The organism is Streptomyces sp. NPDC049954 (genome assembly GCF_040656295.1).
GTDB lineage: Bacteria > Actinomycetota > Actinomycetes > Streptomycetales > Streptomycetaceae > Streptomyces.
Genome location: NZ_JBFALS010000008.1, coordinates 357,657 through 374,022 on the forward strand (window position 1 = coordinate 357,657; position 16,366 = coordinate 374,022).

Below are 16,366 nucleotides of genomic sequence, written 5' to 3' on the forward strand. Positions count from 1 at the left end.
GGGGTGGGGTCGCCCGTCCGTGATTGTCTCGCAGCCGGGTCCCGCAGGCGCCCAGGGGGCCGTTCCCCGCAGGTCGCGGCGGCAGGTGCGTGCCGCCGGGCGGGCCTGTGCCACAGTGAAGGCCACATCCGGGGGCGGCAGGGGGACGCGATGAAGGTGGGGCGGGCGCGCGAGGCCGCCGCCGACTGGGTGGCGCGGTACGCCCGTGTCCTGCCGGACTTCCGCGGCGCCTACTTCACCGGCTCGACGCTGCTGCTGGACCGGGACGCGGACCTCGCGCCCTCCTCCGACGTCGACGTCGTGGTGCTCGTGGACCGCGCCGAGGCCCCGCCCAAGCCGGGGAAGCTGGAACACCGGGGCGCGCTGCTGGAGGTGACGTACGAGCCGTGGAGCACGGTCGTCACGCCGGAGGCGGTGCTCGGCGACTACCACCTGGCCGGTCCCTTCGTACGGGACTGTGTGATCGCCGATCCGAGCGGGCGGCTGGCCCTTCTGCGGGAGCGGGTCGCGCGGGACTTCGCCGACCGCTTTTGGGTGCGGCGGCGCTGCGCCGAGGCCGAGGAGCGGGTACGGGGCCGGCTCGGCGCGCTCGACGGGGCGGCGCCCTTCCACGAGCAGGTCACGGCCTGGTTCTTCCCTACCGGGGTGTCCGCGCACGTCCTCCTGGTCGCCGCGCTGCGCAATCCGACGATCCGGCTGCGCTACCCGGCGGCCCGCGAGGTGCTGAGCGACTTCGGCCGGCTGGACCTGTACCCGGCGCTGCTGGAGGCCCTGGGCTGCGCGCGACTGCCGGCCCCGGTGGTGCGGCGGCACCTGGCCACGCTGGTGGAGACCTTCGACGCGACGGCGCAGGTGGCGCGCACGCCGTTCCCCTTCAGCTCGGACCTGACCGCGCGGGCCCGTCCGATCGCCGTGGCGGGGAGTGCGGCGCTGATCGCGGAGGGACTGCACCGGGAGGCGGTGTTCTGGATCGTGGCGACCCTGGCCCGCTGCCACACGGCGCTGGCCGCGGACGCCCCGCAGGAGCACGAGCGCCGGTGGCCGGCCTTCGCCGAGGTCCTCGCCGATCTCGGCGTCCGCACACCCGCCGATCTGCACTGGCGGGCCGAGTCCACCGTGCGGGACCTGCTGCCCCGGGTGAGCGCGGCGGCCGAGGAGATCATGGCGGCGCACCCCGGGATACGGGGCCGGGGCGGACACCTGCCCCTCTACCACAAGTGACGGAAGCGCACTCGTGATGTGACGGTCCGACGAATCACTCGTTTGACGCAGCGAAGGTTCCCTTCCGCCGCCGTCATCCGAAAGGTTCTCCCATGCCCACGTCCTCGCGGCAACAGTCCCGCTCCCCCGGGGAGCGCATCGACCTGGACCAGGCCGAGGCGGCTCTCGTGGAGCAGTACGCGCGGCTCGTGCGCCTCGCCTACCTCGTCCTGCCACCGGCCGTGGGCCGGCACCGCCGCGTGCTCGCGGCGCACGGCATCGTCCAGCGGGCCCTGCCCGGCACCGGTTCCCGGCTGCTGCGGCCCGCGCCGCGCCGGGTGCCCTCACCGCGCGGCGCGCGGGACCGCCCGGGGTACGCGTGGGTGCGGGAGCAGATCCTGCGGGAGGCCCTGGCCCATGAGCGGCGTCCGCGCTGGTGGCCGGGGCGGCTGCCGCCGCCGCGCGTCCTGCGCCCCGGTCTGCCCGTCGTATGGGGTCTGCGTTTCTTTCCCCGGGCGGGCGGCACGGAGGAACTGGCGCTGGACCAGGCGCTGTCGAAGGCGGACGGGGTGACGCGGGCCGCGCTCGCGCTGTCCGCCCTGGAGGGGCTGCCCGAGCCCGGGGTGCGCGAGGTGCTGTCCCGGCTGGGCGTCACCGACACCTCGACGCCCGTCGTGCTGGCCGGCCGGCTGGCCCGGGAGGCCGAGGGCGACCCGGCCGCACTCGTGCGCTCCGCCGAGTTCGACCCGTCCTCGGTACGGACGCGGCCGACGGACCTGCTGCGGCGCAGGCACCGGGTGCGGCTCGGGATGGCCCTGGGCGCGGCCGTCGTGGCGGCCGCTCTCCTGCTGACCCTGTTCGGTACGGGCGCCGCGACCCTGCCCTCGGCCGGTCCCGCCCCGGTCCCGCGCGGCACGGGCGCGCTGGACCCGCGCGGGGTGGTCGACGAGAAGGAGGTGCCGTGGGACGACACCTCCCGCGTCGACTTCACGGCCTGGCCCACCCGCGGGGAGCGCACCGGTGACGAGGAACTGCTCGCGCGGGCGCTGAACGCGTGGGCGCGGGCCGCGCGGGCGGTGCGCGGTGCGGCGGCGCGCGGGGAGCACGAAGGGGTACGCGTCACCCGCGCCCCGGGCACCCCCGTCGACGCGCCGCCCCGCTCCCCGAAGCTGCTGTTCGCGGGGGACGTGGACGGGTCGGCCGTGGTCCTGCTGCACGACGGGCAGCGCGCGGTGCGCTACGCCCGGCCGCTGGACGGCAAGGGGGACGCGGCCCTGGATCTCGTCCGCACCGACGACGCGGACGTCACGACGGCGGCGGCCCTCGTGCTGAGCCGCACCCGGGCCGGCACCCGCTATCTGACCGCGCCGTGGGTGGCCAGGAGCACGACCAGGGACCTGCTGAGGCCGGACACCCCGGCGGCGGCCCTCGCGGTGTCGCGCTCCGGGGTGAGTGATCCGGTGCCCGGCGCGCCGGCCGGCGGTTCCTGCGCCCGTCTGCCGGTGCTTCAGCTGCGCTCCTCCGCGCGGATCGTGGAGAACCACTCCTTCCTGCTGGCCGACCTCGGGGACCTCACGCCGGTGCACCTGACGTACACGCCGCTGCCGGGCTCGGGCGCCCCCGCGCGTCAGCCGCGTGAGGCGACGGGTCCGGCGGCCCTGCTCGCGTGGGCCCGGCTGGGCTGCCGGCTCGACGCGATGCGCGGACTCGGGGTCCGCTCCGTCAACACGTGGGACTTCGCGCGGCAGGACCTGCCCGAAGACGGCGGCCGCGCGGTGTGGGCCTGCACGCGCGCCGACACGTGGCGCGGACCGGGCGACGTCCTGCTGTCGCTGCGCACCCCCGCCTCCTCCCCCGCCGCGCCGGTGGACGTCGTGGGGCGGGCCCGGGCGACGGCCGCGTGCAGCAGGTTCGGCCGGCACGTGGTGGCCGGGACGCACTGGCGCTCCCCGGCGGGTCACTGGTACGTCGTGGGCGCGGGCAGCCGCGCGGTGACGGCTCTGCGGGCGCGGGGCGCGGTGAGCGGCGTCCAGCGCGGTACGACCTTCGCGCGCCGGGCCCCCGAGGACGCGCGGGTGCGACTCACCGGGAGCCTCGCGGACGGCGGCACCCTGCGGGAACTCTCCTACGAAAAGGGGTAGTTCGGTCCCGAGCACCCTGGCCCCGGCGACGCGGCGGTCGGGGCGGCGTCCCGGCCGCAGGCCCCGGCCGAGGGCGGGCCGGGCAGTGCATTCAGGCCATCCACCCACGTCATCATCGCCACTTGTGGCCCACCCGCTCACCCGGCTCTCCGCGTCGGCGCGCATTTCGGGGTGGTGGCGGCGACACTGTGGCGATGACCGACGATCAGCGGGGCCAGGACCCGTACACGGAGAAGGGCCTCTCGGAGGCGTACGCCGAGGAACGCCGCCGGGCCCGCCTGGTGCTGGCCGCCCGCGCGCAGAACGCGGAGGACCTGTCCTTCCTTCTGGAGATCCTGGACCTGCGCCCGCAGCGGGAGCGCCCGGCCCGGGACCGTGAGCAGCGGCGCGGGGAGGGCGGCGAGTCGCCGTAGGCCCCGGCGACCACTGCGCGCGAGGCGGGCCGGGCCGGACGCCGGTCCGGTCCGGCCGGGTCAGCCGGCCTCGGGGCCCTCGGGCCCCGGCCGGCCCGCGAAGTACGTCGCGATCATGTCCTCGTCCCCGTGTCCCTCGCGCACGGCGCGGGCCGAGCGCTCGGCGGCGGCCGGGAGCATGTCGAGCCGCAGGCCGCTGTCCCGTACGGCCGCGAGGATCAGCTCGGTGTCCTTGAGCGCCGTGGACAGGGCGAAGCTGGGCGTCAGGTCGCCGGACAGCACGGCCTCGGTCTTGGTGCGCAGGTACGGGCTGTCGAGCGGCCCGCCGGAGACGACGTCGAGGAACGAGCGCGGGTCCACGCCGAGGCCGTCGGCGACGTTCAGGGTCTCGGCGACCCCGCCGACCAGGGTGGTGAGCCACGTGTTGGTGACGAGTTTGAGCCGGGTCGCGGCGCCGGGTTCCGCACCGGCCCACACGGTCTTCCGCCCGATGGCCGAGAGCACCGGTTCCACGGTCTCGCGAGCGGTTTCGGGGCCGGACACCAGGACGGTCAGCGCGCCCTGTTCGGCGGGCTGCTTCGTGCCGGACACGGGGCTGTCGAGGTAGACCAGGCCCCACTCCTCGCCTCGTTCCGCGAGGGAGCGGGTGGCCTCGACACCGACCGTGGACACCTGGAGCCAGATCTGTCCGGGACGCAGCCCGGGACGGGCGGCGTCCATGGCGGACTCGACGGCCGCCCCGTCGTTCAGGACGGTGAGGAGGACGTCGGCGTCCCGGACGGCGGCCTCGGCGCTCGCGGCGACCTCGGCGCCGTCGCCGGCCAGGGCTTCGGCCTTGGCCCGGGTGCGGTTCCACACGCGGACCGGGAGCCCGGCGCGCAGCAGGCTGCGGGCCATGCCGGATCCCATGATTCCGGTGCCGAGCACGGCGACGACGGGGGTGGTGGCGGTCATCAGGGCCTCCGTGGGGTGGGAACGGCGAGGGGAGCGCCCAGGGGGGCGTCTCCTGCCCCCACCCTGCCACCGCAGGCGCGGGCACGGCGCAGAGGCGCGGGCACGGCGCAGGGGCGGGGCGTGCCCTCTCACCGTGTCGGCGCCGCCCGGCACCCCGGGCCCGCGGACCCGGGACCGGAGCCTCAGCTCCCCCGGGCGGACGCGGCGCCGCCGGTGGTGTGCGGCCGTTGTCAGTGGCGTACGGCAGGCTGGGACGCGGCCCGTCGATGACGGGCTGTCAGGCGTGGCCCGTCCGGGTCGCGCGCGGCCGGGACCACCGAGGACGGGGAGCGGAGCACGTGATGACGGTGCACGGAGTGACGGAGGCGAGGACGGAGGCGGCGCGGGCCTGCCTGCGGCTGCGGCAGGCGGCCCGGGCGGTGCTCGACGACCCGGGGACCGCGCCTCTGGCGGCGGCGCTGCTCGCGGGCCCGATGGCGGAGGCGGACGCCGCGCTGCGGTCCGCCGGCCTTTCGGGGAACGAGGGCGAACTGTGCGAGCTGCTGGGGCTGCCCGGATGAGCGGCGCGGGAGCGGGGCGCGTCGCCGCCACCGGTGCGGCGCCGCTGGAGCCGCCGCCGGGAGCGGGGCGCTGCGGCTGGGCGAGTGGCACCTCGGAGCTGATGACGGCGTACCACGACCGGGAGTGGGGCAGACCCGCGCACGACGACGCCTACCTGTTCGAACTGCTGGTCCTGGAAGGCGCGCAGGCGGGCCTGTCCTGGTCGACGGTGCTCAACAAGAGGGAGAACTACCGTCGGCTGCTGGACGGTTTCGACGTGCGCCGGGTGGCTGAGTACGGGCAGCCGAAGCTGGACGCGCTGCTCACCGATCCGGGGATCGTGCGCAACCGGCTGAAGGTCGCCTCGCTCGTGAAGAACGCGCGGGCCTTCCTCGCCGTGCGCGAGGAGCGCGGTTCCTTCGACGCGTATCTGTGGCAGTGGGTGGGCGGGAGACCGGTGGTGAACACGCGTGCCTCGGGCACCTTCCCGCCGGCGCGCACGGAGTTGTCCGACCGGATCAGCAAGGATCTGAAGAAGCGGGGGTTCACCTTCGTCGGGACGACGATCACCTACGCCTTCCTCCAGGCGGTCGGCGTGGTGGACGACCACGCGGAGGACTGCTGGGTGCGCCGGGGGAACTGACCGCTCCCCCGGCGCGGCGGGGCGGGGTCAGTCCTTCTGCTCGACGCGGACCCAGTCGATCTCGGCCTGCACCCCGCCCTGGGCGACCCGGTCCACGCTGGACTGGGGCAGCCCCCAGTAGGGCTCGGTGACCTTGTTCCAGCCCGCCGGGTAGGCGCCGCCCAGCGCCATGTTGAGGATGACGTACTGGTCGTGGTCGAAGACCCACTGGCCGCGCGTGGACTCCAGCTTGTTGCGGCTGGTCTCCTGCACCACGCGGTCGTCGACCGTGAAGGTCATCCCGGTCGGTTTCCACTCGACGCCGTAGGTGTGCCAGGCGTCGGACCGGGTGTCGGGGTAGGTCTGCTGGGCGCCGATGTTGCCGTCCGCCGAGTAGCCCGGCCCGTGCAGGGCGCTGGAGGTCCAGTCGCCGTAACCGATGTTCTCCATGATGTCGGTCTCGCCGGAGGCGGGCCAGGAGACCTTCGGGTCGTCGACGTTGCTGCCGAGCATCCAGAAGGCGGGCCAGAAGCCGTCGCCGACCGGCAGCTTCATGCGGGCGCTGACCTTGCCGTAGGTGAAGTCGAACGTCGTGTTGGTGTCGATGCGGCCGGAGGTGAAGTCGTAGGTGGTGCCGCCGGCCTCGGTGCAGCCCTTGCAGTACTTGGTCTTGAGCTGGAGCACCCCGTCCTGGGTGGAGATGTTGTCGGGCGAGTCGACGTACGCCTGGGACTCGCCGTTGACCGGGCCCATTTCGGTGCCCGTGCGCACGACGCGCCACTTGGAGCGGTCGAGGCCGTCCCCGGTGAAGTCGTCGAAGAAGGTGGTGCGGTAGTCCCCGCTTTGCTCGCCGGGGAGCGCCGGGTAGGCGGCGTCGGCGCTGCCGCCGGTTCCCCACACCTCGAACTCGTAGAGGGAGTAGCCGAACTGGGCGGTGGCGGGCGCCGGGTTGTAGAAGGAGCGGCGTTCCTTGCCGAGCATCCTGACGTACCGCCCGGTGGCGGGGGTGGGCAGCTGGACGGTGTCGTGCTTCCCGGCCGACTGGCCCGGGGTGCCGATGTCGGCGCGGCGGGCCTCGACCTCGGCGGCGGACAGCTCGTGCACGGTGCGCCAGTTCTCGTTGTCGTCGGAGACCTGGATCGCGTAGTCGACGGCGAAGGCGGACTCCCAGTAGAGGTCGACGCTGTCGATCGTGGAGGACGCGCCGAGGTCGACGGAGACCCAGCGGTCCGCGTTCCAGTCGCTGGACCAGCGGGTGGCGTCGCCCGTGAGGCCGTCCGGTTTCCCGCCGTCGGTGACGAAGGCCGGCGAGTTGCCCGCGCTCTGGTAGACGTCGCTGTAGGCCGGGTGGTGCAGCGCGAGGTTGGCGCGGGTGGTGGTCGCGGGGGCGGGTTCCCCGCCGTACACCTTGAGGGCGGACAGCGCGTAGCCGCCCCCCGCGGACCGCTCGACCCCGCGCATCCGGACATAGCGGCCGCGCACCTCCTGCGGGTAGGTGTGGGCGGTGACGCTCTCGCCGGTGCCCTGGTCCTCGGTGAAGAAGGGTTTCCAGTCGCTGCCGTCGTCGGAGGTCTCCACGACGTACTTCTTGCCGAAGTCGGCGCCCCAGTCCAGGACGACGCGCTCGATGCGCAGTCTGCTGCCGAGGTCGACGCTGATCCACGCGTCGTCGGCGGCGTCACTGGTCCAGGTCGTGGCGTCGTTCCCGTCGAAGGCCGCCTGGGCGCTGCCGCCGGAGGCGGAGACAGCGGCCGGATCGGCGCTGTACGCGGCGGCGGCGAGGTCGGTGTCCCAGGCCGCGGCGGCGCGGGCGGCGCCGGCTCTCGGGGTGGCGGCCGGGTCCGCGACGGCGGGCACCGCGAGCAGACAGGCCGCCGACAGGGTCGCGAGGGCGACGGTCAGCGTACGGGAGGTGCGTGCGGAGCGAGGGGTACGGCTCGTGCGGGATGGCATGCGGCTCTCCTAGCGGGAGGTGGGGGGCGCCTCTCCATCGGTACGCGTGCGGTGCGCGGGTGCGGTCGGCAGGTGGGGGTGCCGTTCGGCCCGTGGTGGTACGGATCGGCTGTGCGCGGCCGTTTCGGGGTGTCGTCGTGCCGGCCACGACGCAAGCGCACGCGACACGGGTACAGGCGTTGGAGCGTGAGTAAACACAGCCCCCGAGAAACCGTCAATACTTCACACCGGGATGGCGCGATCCTGAACTGGAGGCCTAACAAAGCCTGTTGACCGTTCACTTCCTGAATGCGGGGCTGCGAGGGGGCCGGAGCCCGGCAGCGGCCCTGCGGGGCGTGCGGTCACGGCTCGGCGGACACGGCGGCCGCCCTCTCCCGTCCGGCCCCTCCCCGCTCGCCGCGTCACCGCGCCGCGCCTAGCGTGGGCAGCTCTGAGCTTCGAAGGGCTGACCAGCATGGATAGCGGACCTGAAGACACGGGCAGGGCAGCGGGCCCCTCCGGGCCGGAAGCCTCCGACGGCGACCCGGGCAGGGGCGGATCGCACGAGCACCGCTGGCTGATCCTGAGCGTCATCGGCATCGCCCAGCTCATGGTGGTCCTCGACGCGACCATCGTGAACATCGCGCTGCCCTCCGCCCAGCGGGAGCTGGGGTTCAGCAACGGCAACCGGCAGTGGGTCATCACGGCGTACGCGCTCGCCTTCGGCAGCCTCCTGCTGCTCGGCGGGCGGATCGCCGACCTGGTCGGCCGCAAGCGGGTCTTCCTGATCGGGCTGGCCGGTTTCGCGGCGGCCTCGGCGGTCGGCGGGGCCTCGCAGAGTTTCCTGATGCTCGTCGTGGCACGCGCCGCGCAAGGCGTGTTCGGGGCGCTCCTCGCGCCCGCCGCGCTGTCCCTGCTGACGACGACGTTCACGGACGGCAAGGAACGCGCGAAGGCCTTCGGCATCTACGGGGCCATCGCCGGTGCGGGTGGTGCGGTGGGTCTGCTGCTGGGCGGGGTGCTGACCGAGTACCTGGACTGGCGCTGGTGCCTCTACGTCAACCTGCTGTTCGCCGTGGGCGCGATGCTGGGCGGGGCCCGGCTGCTGTACTCGGGCAAGCCGACCGGGCGCCCGAGCCTCGACCTGCCGGGCAGTCTGCTGGCCTCGGGCGGCCTGTTCTGCATCGTCTACGGCTTCTCCAACGCCGAGCGTCACCACTGGGGCTCTCCGCTGACCTGGGGGTTCCTCGCGGCGGGCGGGGTCCTGCTGCTCGCCTTCGCGTGGTGGGAGAAGCGGGTGGCGCATCCGTTGCTGCCGCTGCGCGTGGTGCTGCACCGCAATCGCGGCGCCTCGTTCCTCGCGATGTTCATCTCGGGCGCCGGCATGTTCGGGGTGTTCCTGTTCCTGACGTACTACCTCCAGCAGATCCTGCACTACTCCCCGATCCGGACCGGGTTCGCGTTCCTGCCGATGGTCGCGGTGCTGATCGTCACCTCGGTGACGGTGACCAACTTCGTCCTGCCACGCGTGGGACCGAAGCCGCTGGTGCCGACCGGGATGGGGCTCGCGGGCGCCGGGATGGCGTGGCTGACGGGGCTGAACCTGTCCAGTTCCTACGCCGCGCACGTGCTGCCGCCGCTGCTGGTGGCGGGCCTGGGGCTCGGGCTCGTCTTCGCCCCGGCGATGAACACGGCGACCTCCGGGATCGCCTCCAGGGACGCCGGGGTGGCCTCGGCGATGGTCAACACCTGCCAGCAGGTAGGCGGTTCGGTCGGCACCTCGCTGCTGAACACGCTCGCCACGACCGCCGCCGCCAACTACGTCGTCGGCAAACGGCCCAGCCGTCTGCTCCCGCTCCAGGCCCAGATGCACAGCTACACGACGGCGTTCTGGTGGTCGGCGGGCTTCTTCGCCCTGGGGCTGCTGATCACCGTGTTCCTGTACCGCTGGGGGAGGCTGCCCGCCGGTGACCAGACGGTGCCGAGCGCCTGAGCACGGCCGCACCCCGCGACCACCGCGTGTCGGCGGCAGCGGGGCACGGCTGTGCCGGACGTCCCTCAGTTCGCGACGTCGAAGGCCCCGGCGAGCGGTCCGTTGACCGGCTTCCACTCCTCGACCCGGACCTCGGCCACCAGGCCCTCCAGCCGGAAGGGGTCCTGCTCGGTGTGGGCGCGGGCCTCCTCGGCCGATGCGGCGCGCAACAGCAGCAGAGCGCCGTCCTGGGGGCCGCCCGCGAGCGGCCCCGAGACGAGGTTGACGCCCTTCTCGGCGAGTTCCGTCAGGTAGGCGCGGTGTGCGGGACGCGTCTCGTCACGCCCCGCGCTGTTGTCGGTGTACGTGTAGAAGACGGCGAAGACTGCCATCGGTGATCGTTCCTCTCGCTGAAGCCTGCGTACGCGCGGCGGCCTCCTTCGAAGCGGCTCGCCCGGCGTCGTCGTCCATGATCCCAGTCGCCGCTCCTGCGTCCCGGTCCGGGTGGAACAGGCGCAGCAGGGCGCCGACGAGGACGGCGGCGGCCGCCAGCGCGTACGCCGTCGCGGCGATCGGGTCGGGACCGGGCACCGTACGCGAGGTGACGTAGGCGGCGGCTCCCGCGACGGCGACGCCCAGCCAACTCCCAGCGGCCGTCGAGCGCGACGAGACCGACGACGAGCAACGCGTACCAGGGGTGGCCGGGGGTGAGCAGCAGGAAGGCGCCACCGGTCACGAGCAGCGCCCCGCGCCAGGGGCGCAGCGGGTCACCGCGCCACAGGACGTACCCGGCCAGGGCGAGCAGGACGAGGACGACGGCGAGGGGCGCCCAGTCGGCGGGCAGCACGCGCCGGGTCCTCGGGGGCGGCGAGGCCGGGCCGTTCGTGGTCCGCGCACGCGGGGCCGACCGGGAACAGCCAGGGGTCGCGCAGCGCGGCGAGGGCGGGGTCGGCGGGGGTGTGGTCGTACGGGGAGATCCCGGCCGCCTGCACGCGTCCGTCCCACGCGTACCGGGAGGAGTCGGTGCTGGTGGTGGGCGGGGAGACGAGTCCGGTCACGGCGACGGCGATCCCTCCGGTGAGCACGACGGCGGCGACCGCGCGGACCGGGACCTTGCGCAGGGCCAGGGCGGCGCCGCCGAACAGCAGCCAGCAGGCCCCGTACTGGTACGAGAGGAGTGCGGCGTCCTCGGGGAAGGTGTCGCCGCCGAGCGTCACGACGAGGGTGACGCACAGGGCCGCGAGTACGGCGGTGGTGGCGGCCAGGGCGGGAGCCGGGGTACGGAACGCGGTCACGGGGCCAGACTGGCAGCGGCACGGCGGCGTGCGGTGGCCCACCGGGCCGGTGTCCGCGATTGGCCGGGGGTTCCTGCCCCGGTGGAGCAGCCCGGGTGGTGTCCTCGCGCGTCCGCCCTTTCGCTGCGCCTCCCTGCGTGTCGACTCGCCCGGTGTGGTGGCGGCGGGCGCGCTGTTCACGCGGGCGGCGCGGAGTGGGCCTCCCCGGGGACAGCGCGCCCGCCGCAGCCGTCAGGGAGCGGCCGGATCAGCCGCCGGGGCGCGGCGCAGCGCCACGAAATGGCGGCCGGCCGCCGTCCACCGCTCCGCCTCGGCCCAGCCCGCCTCCCGCGCGTACCGCAGCAGCGCGGGAGTGCCGACGCGGGCCCAGGGGAAGGGCGCGCCGTGCTGGTCGCTGCCGTTGCCCACCCGGACCAGGACACGCTCGTCGAGGTCGAGCGGTGCCGTCTCGACGATGAGGAGACCCTGCGGTGCGACGAGTTCGGCGCTGCGTCCGAGCAGGGCCACGGGGTCGCCGCCGATGCCGATGTTGCCGTCGATGAGCAGCGCGGTGTCCCAGCGGCCGGTGCCGGGCAGCGGGCCGAAGACGGAGCGGCACACGGCCCCCGCCCCGGCGTCGAGGGCGCGGGCGACCGCGTCGCGGCACAGGTCGACGCCGAGCGCGGTCCGCTTGCGTTCGGCGAGGGCGACGAGGAAGCGGCCCGGTCCGCAGCCGATGTCCAGGACCGTGCCGTGGCAGCGGTCGAGGACGGTGGTGTCGGCGGCGTCCGGGGCTGCGCACCAGCGTTCGACGTCGAGCGGCAGCAGCCAGCCGTCCTCGCGGCGCAGGAAGAGCGGCCCGCGCCCGGTGCGCACGGCTTCTCCCCACGGGTCGTCACTGCCGCTCCAGGGCAGTCCGGCGGGCGCGTCGACGAGGCCGGTGCGGGAGCCGGGCAAGGCGGTCTCGCGCGAGCGGGCGGGGGCGCTCACCGGTTCGACTCCCGCCGGGCGGCGGCCGCGCGGCCGGGTGCGGGGACGGCGTACGCGGCGTGCCGCGCGGCGAAGGCGGTCCACGGCGCCTGTGCGGCGACCTGGTCGGCGTCGGCCGCCGTGTCCACGTCGCTGAGGGCGGGCAGCCGGCCGACGCGCAGCCCGGCCGCTGTCAGCCGCTCGTACTGGCGGGCTCCGGTGTCGGCGCGCGACATGGGTACTCCGCGCAGCAGCGCCGGGTCGGGGTCGGCGAGGCCGAGGGCCCAGAAACCGCCGTCCTCGGCGGGCCCGAACCAGGCGTCGTGGTGGGTCCAGGCGTCCGGGGCGAGGGCCGGGGCGAGCAGGTCCGGGGTGATCTGCGGGGTGTCCATGCCGACGAGGAGCGTCGGCCCGGTACACGCGCCGAAGACGGCGGCCAGCCGCTCGTCGAGGCCGCCCGCGCACTGCGGGACGACGGTGAAACCGGGCGGCAGCCAGGGCCCGGGGGCGCCGTCGAGGGCGAGGACGCGGCGCGCGGCGGGCAGCGCGGCGACGCAGTCGAGCGTGTCGCGCAGCGCGGCCTCGGCGAGCGCGGCGGCCTGCCGCGGCGTGTAGGGCGGGGTCAGCCGGGTCTTGACGCGGCCGGGCACGGGTTCTTTGGCGATGACGACGAGGGTCGTCCCGGCCCGCCGCGCGGGGCGGGGGACGTGGGGGGCGGTGCTCACGGGGTACGGGCCTCCTCGGCGGTCGGTGCCCGGCGCGGGGCGGGCGGTTCCACGGCGTTCAGCACGGCGCGCATGTCGTGGACGGCCTGCCAGGTGCCGCGCCAGGTGCCGGTGACCTTGGAGGTCCCGGTGCGCGGCAGGTAGGGCACGTCCTGTTCGAGGACCCGCCAGCCGGCGTCGGCGGCGCGCACGACCATCTGGAGCGGGTAGCCGCTGCGCCGGTCGCTGAGGCCGAGGGAGAGCAGGTCGGTGCGGCGCGCGATCCGCATCGGTCCGAGGTCGCGCAGCCGCAGCCCGGTTCTGGAGCGCAGCATCCGGGCCAGGGCGGCGTTCCCGAGGCGGGCGTGCAGGGGCCAGCTGCCGCGTTCGGGACGGCGTCGGCCGAGGACGAGATCGGCCCGGCCCTCCGTCACCTGCCGGGCGAGGGCGGGCAGCAGCGCCGGATCGAGCGAGGCGTCGCAGTCGCAGAACGCCACCAGCTCGGCGGTCGCGGCCTGAAGCCCGGCGTGGCAGGCGGCGCCGAAGCCCTTCCGGGACTCCCGGACGACGTGGGCGCCGAGCCGCGCGGCGATCTCGCCCGAGCCGTCGTCGGAACCGTTGTCCACGACGACGGCCCGCCAGCCGCGCGGTACCCGGCCCAGCACCCAGGGCAGGGCGCCGGCCTCGTTGAGACAGGGCAGGACGAGGTCTACGGAGCCGGCCTGGGGCCCCGGTGCTGTCGAGTCGTTCACCCCGACACCGTACGAAGCGGAATCCGACATTTCCGGCTCCCGCTCCTGACGAAACGAGGACGGCACACCGTTGGGGGTGCGGCGGCCTTCGGTCGCGCCCCTCAGCCGGGCACGGCCTCGCGCATGGGCTCGGCGGCGAACTCCGCGACGCCGTCGGCGAAGGAGACCTCGGGGCGCCAGCCCAGTTCGGTGCGCAGCCGGCCGGAGTCGGCGGTGATGTGCCGTACGTCGCCGAGGCGGTACTCGCCGGTCACGACGGGGGCGGGGCCGCCGTGCGCGAGGGCGAGGGCGCCGGCCATGTCGGCGATGGTGCGCGGGGTGCCGCTGCCGGTGTTGTAGGCGGTGAGGCTTCCGGGCGGGCGCTGCTCCAGCGCCTCCAGGGCCGTGACGTTGGCGCTCGCGACGTCCCGTACGTGGACGAAGTCCCGGCGCTGGGCCCCGTCCTCGAAGACGCGCGGGGCCTCGCCCCGGGCCAGCGCCGAGCGGAAGAACGAGGCGACGCCCGCGTACGGGGTGTCGCGGGGCATCCCGGGCCCGTAGACGTTGTGGTAGCGCAGCGACACGGAACGGCCGCCGGTGGCGCGGGCCCACGCGGAGGTGAGGTGTTCCTGGGCGAGTTTCGTCGCGGCGTACACGTTGCGCGGGTCGGCGGGGGCGTCCTCGGGCACGAGTCCGGGCACCAGGGGCGCGGCGCACCGGGGGCAGCGGGGTTCGAAGCGGCCGGCGCGCAGGTCGTCCTCGGCGCGCGGTCCGGGGCGTACGGTGCCGTGCCGGGCGCAGTCGTAGCGGCCCTCGCCGTACACGACCATCGAGCCGGCGAGGACGAGGCGGCGCACCCCGGCCTCGGCGGCGGCGGACAGCAGCACGGCGGTTCCGAGGTCGTTGCAGCCGACGTAGTCCGCGGCGTCGGCGACCCCGTTGCCCAGGCCCACCATCGCGGCCTGGTGGCACACGGCGTCGACGCCGCGCAGGACGAGCGCGACGGCCTCGGGGTCGCGGACGTCGGCGTGGTGGAAGGTCGCGCCGCGCGGGGCCGGTACGGCGGCGGCGTGGGGGTGGACGGCCGGCAGGAGGGCGTCGAGCACGACGGGCTCGTGCCCTCGGGCGGTGAGTTCCGTGACGATGTGCCGGCCGATGAAGCCGGCGCCTCCGGTGACTAGTACGCGCATGCCGCCCGACCTTAGGGTCCCGCATGGGGCGTCGGCCGCAGGACGCGCGGGCGTCTTCGCGGGCCGGAGGAGGCCGGTCCGCCGTCCGGGAGCGGACCGGCCTCCTCTCGTTCGCGCGCTCAGACCGCCGACAGCCCGTCCGCGACCTCCTGGAGGAAGGTGGCGCACGCGCCGGCCGCCGGGGCCAGTTCGGGGTTCCAGGGCAGGACGGGCCTGTCGTGGGTGAGGGACCGCCAGTCGGTCACCCCGGTCAGTTCGGCGGCTGGGACGGCGTTGCCGCGCGCGTCGGCCAGGATCAGGTCGGCGCCGAGGCGCGCGGCGTGGTCCCAGCCCGCCGTGAGCCAGTTGACGCCGGGGCCGGGCCCCGGGTCGACCAGACGGACGCCCAGTTCGCTCAGATGACGCAGTTCCGGCCAGGCTTCCGGCCGGGCGAGGTGCACCTGCTGGGGCCCGGCCGCGGACAGGACGAGGACCCGTGGCGCCCGGGGCCGGCCCGCCGCGCGGCGTACCGCCTCGCGCGCGGCGTCGAGAGCGGCCTGCCCGCTCGTGTCGGGCACCGCGCCGAGGGAGGCGGCGAGTTCGGCGAAGCGGTCCACGATGCGGGACAGGGAGGTCTGCCCCGCGACCGAGAGGGCGACGACCGGGACGCCGAGGGAGCCGGCCGTCCCGTCGTCCACGGCGTACGCGAAGTGCTCGTCGTACGTGACGTCCACGATCAGCTCGGGTGCGACGGCGCCGAGCGTCTCCGCGTCGAGGGTCTTTCCCGCGCCCAGGTAGGGCACGTCGGCCGGGAGCCGGCCGGCCTTGACCGGGTCGACGCTGTCACCGTCGTGTCCCGAACCGTAGACACCGGCCGGGGTGATGCCGTGTTCCCACAGACCGGCGCCGGCCCGCAGGTACGCCACGATCCGCTCCGGACGCCGCCCGGCCGTCGAACGGACCCCCCGGTCGTCGGTGAACTCCCATATCGTCGCGGACATTCGCTCCACCCCCTCCTGGCCCCTCGGACGGGGCCGAGGGCCGGACATCGGCCCGGCTCCCAGCGTCCGCCGTATCCCCCGGCGCTTCAAGGGGCCCGAAGACGCGGCGGCAGGAACTCGCCCCCGCGGTGACTTGTTCCCACCATCGCGCCGGACCGGCCGCCCTCATCGGGGCAGGCGTCGGCTACCCGGCGGGGGTGAAGAGGTGGGCGCGGCCGTGCAGCGCGACCGAGAAGGCGTCCACGACCTGTTCCAGCGCCTCGGAGGCCGCGGGGGCGACCGTCACCGTCCCGTCGGGACCGGTCGCGATGTCCTTGTCGAGGGTGAACCAGCCGGGCACGACGTGGGTCGCCCCCATTGAGGTGAGCACGGGCCGCAGCGCGTAGTCGATGGCCAGGACGTGGGCGACGGAACCGCCGGTGGCGAGCGGCAGTACGGTCTTCCCCGTCAGCGCGTACTGCGGGAGGACGTCCAGCAGGGCCTTGAGCAGCCCCGAGTAGGCGGCCTTGTAGACGGGCGTGGCGACGACCACCCCTTCGGCCGCCTCGACCAGGGCGGCCAGTTCCCGCAGCGCGGGGTGGCCGAGGTCGCCGCCCAGGAGCGCTTCGGGGGGCACGGTGCGGGCGTCGAGGGGTATCACCTCGTGCCCCTGGTCGCGCAGCCGCGCGTCGAGCAGGCGCAGCAGACGGGCGGTGCGGGAGACCGGGGACGGACTGCCGGAGACGGACAGGACGGTGGCCATGG

At 75.1% G+C, this 16,366-nt stretch carries 16 protein-coding genes; 6 read left to right on the plus strand and 10 right to left on the minus strand.

Annotated elements, in window-relative coordinates; translation table 11 throughout:
- Positions 1–150 precede the first annotated feature (150 nt).
- From AB0J21_RS21065 to AB0J21_RS21075, 3 genes are all read left to right on the plus strand, one after another.
- The gene (locus AB0J21_RS21065) at positions 151–1,221 is read left to right on the plus strand and encodes a hypothetical protein (protein ID WP_363147553.1); all 1,071 of its coding nucleotides are present in this window, start codon (positions 151–153) and stop codon (positions 1,219–1,221) included.
- 92 nt (positions 1,222–1,313) lie between these two features.
- Complete coding sequence (locus tag AB0J21_RS21070) at positions 1,314–3,341, plus strand: hypothetical protein (protein WP_363147554.1); 2,028 nt, start codon at positions 1,314–1,316, stop codon at positions 3,339–3,341.
- Positions 3,342–3,535: 194 nt separating this feature from the next.
- On the plus strand, positions 3,536–3,754 hold the full coding sequence (locus AB0J21_RS21075) for a hypothetical protein (protein WP_363147555.1): 219 nt from the start codon (positions 3,536–3,538) through the stop codon (positions 3,752–3,754).
- A gap of 60 nt (positions 3,755–3,814) precedes the next feature.
- On the opposite strand, the gene AB0J21_RS21080 is transcribed toward AB0J21_RS21075, so the two are convergent.
- Positions 3,815–4,708: an NAD(P)-dependent oxidoreductase gene (locus AB0J21_RS21080; RefSeq protein WP_363147556.1), complete on the minus strand. Its 894-nt coding sequence runs from the start codon at positions 4,706–4,708 to the stop codon at positions 3,815–3,817.
- Positions 4,709–5,049: 341 nt separating this feature from the next.
- Between AB0J21_RS21080 and AB0J21_RS21085 the strand changes: the two genes are divergently transcribed.
- Positions 5,050–5,268, plus strand: coding sequence for a hypothetical protein (locus tag AB0J21_RS21085; RefSeq protein WP_363147557.1), 219 nt, complete (start codon positions 5,050–5,052; stop codon positions 5,266–5,268).
- Entirely contained in the window at positions 5,265–5,891 is a 627-nt protein-coding gene (locus tag AB0J21_RS21090) for a DNA-3-methyladenine glycosylase I (protein WP_363147558.1), read from the plus strand. The genes AB0J21_RS21085 and AB0J21_RS21090 overlap by 4 nt, the downstream gene beginning before the upstream one ends.
- A 27-nt stretch (positions 5,892–5,918) precedes the next feature.
- Here the strand turns inward: AB0J21_RS21090 and AB0J21_RS21095 are convergent, their stop codons facing one another.
- Positions 5,919–7,823: a discoidin domain-containing protein gene (locus AB0J21_RS21095; protein ID WP_363147559.1), complete on the minus strand. Its 1,905-nt coding sequence runs from the start codon at positions 7,821–7,823 to the stop codon at positions 5,919–5,921.
- A 454-nt stretch (positions 7,824–8,277) separates the two neighbouring features.
- Here AB0J21_RS21095 and AB0J21_RS21100 point away from each other — a divergent pair, with 454 nt between their 5' ends.
- Positions 8,278–9,795, plus strand: coding sequence for an MFS transporter (locus AB0J21_RS21100; protein WP_363147560.1), 1,518 nt, complete (start codon positions 8,278–8,280; stop codon positions 9,793–9,795).
- Positions 9,796–9,860: 65 nt separating this feature from the next.
- Here the strand turns inward: AB0J21_RS21100 and AB0J21_RS21105 are convergent, their stop codons facing one another.
- The 8 genes from AB0J21_RS21105 to ssuE all read right to left on the minus strand — a co-directional run bounded on the left by AB0J21_RS21105 (position 9,861) and on the right by ssuE (position 16,364).
- Positions 9,861–10,166, minus strand: a complete 306-nt coding sequence (locus AB0J21_RS21105; protein WP_363147561.1) for a YciI family protein — start codon at positions 10,164–10,166, stop codon at positions 9,861–9,863.
- Between the two features lie 375 nt (positions 10,167–10,541).
- Entirely contained in the window at positions 10,542–11,069 is a 528-nt protein-coding gene (locus AB0J21_RS21110; protein WP_363147562.1) for a hypothetical protein, read from the minus strand.
- Between the two features lie 231 nt (positions 11,070–11,300).
- Positions 11,301–11,963, minus strand: a complete 663-nt coding sequence (locus AB0J21_RS21115) for a methyltransferase domain-containing protein (RefSeq protein WP_363147643.1) — start codon at positions 11,961–11,963, stop codon at positions 11,301–11,303.
- Positions 11,964–12,034: 71 nt separating this feature from the next.
- Complete coding sequence (locus tag AB0J21_RS21120) at positions 12,035–12,742, minus strand: TIGR04282 family arsenosugar biosynthesis glycosyltransferase (RefSeq protein WP_363147563.1); 708 nt, start codon at positions 12,740–12,742, stop codon at positions 12,035–12,037.
- A complete protein-coding gene (locus AB0J21_RS21125; protein ID WP_363147564.1) occupies positions 12,739–13,473 on the minus strand; it encodes a glycosyltransferase family 2 protein in 735 nt (244 codons plus the stop codon). Before AB0J21_RS21125 ends, AB0J21_RS21120 begins: the two co-directional genes overlap by 4 nt.
- Positions 13,474–13,574: 101 nt before the next feature.
- Positions 13,575–14,642, minus strand: a complete 1,068-nt coding sequence (locus AB0J21_RS21130) for an NAD-dependent epimerase/dehydratase family protein (protein WP_363147565.1) — start codon at positions 14,640–14,642, stop codon at positions 13,575–13,577.
- A 119-nt stretch (positions 14,643–14,761) separates the two neighbouring features.
- A complete protein-coding gene (locus AB0J21_RS21135) occupies positions 14,762–15,622 on the minus strand; it encodes an ABC transporter substrate-binding protein (RefSeq protein ID WP_363147566.1) in 861 nt (286 codons plus the stop codon).
- Positions 15,623–15,806: 184 nt separating this feature from the next.
- Positions 15,807–16,364: an NADPH-dependent FMN reductase gene (gene ssuE, locus AB0J21_RS21140; RefSeq protein WP_363147567.1), complete on the minus strand. Its 558-nt coding sequence runs from the start codon at positions 16,362–16,364 to the stop codon at positions 15,807–15,809.
- Positions 16,365–16,366 lie beyond the last annotated feature (2 nt).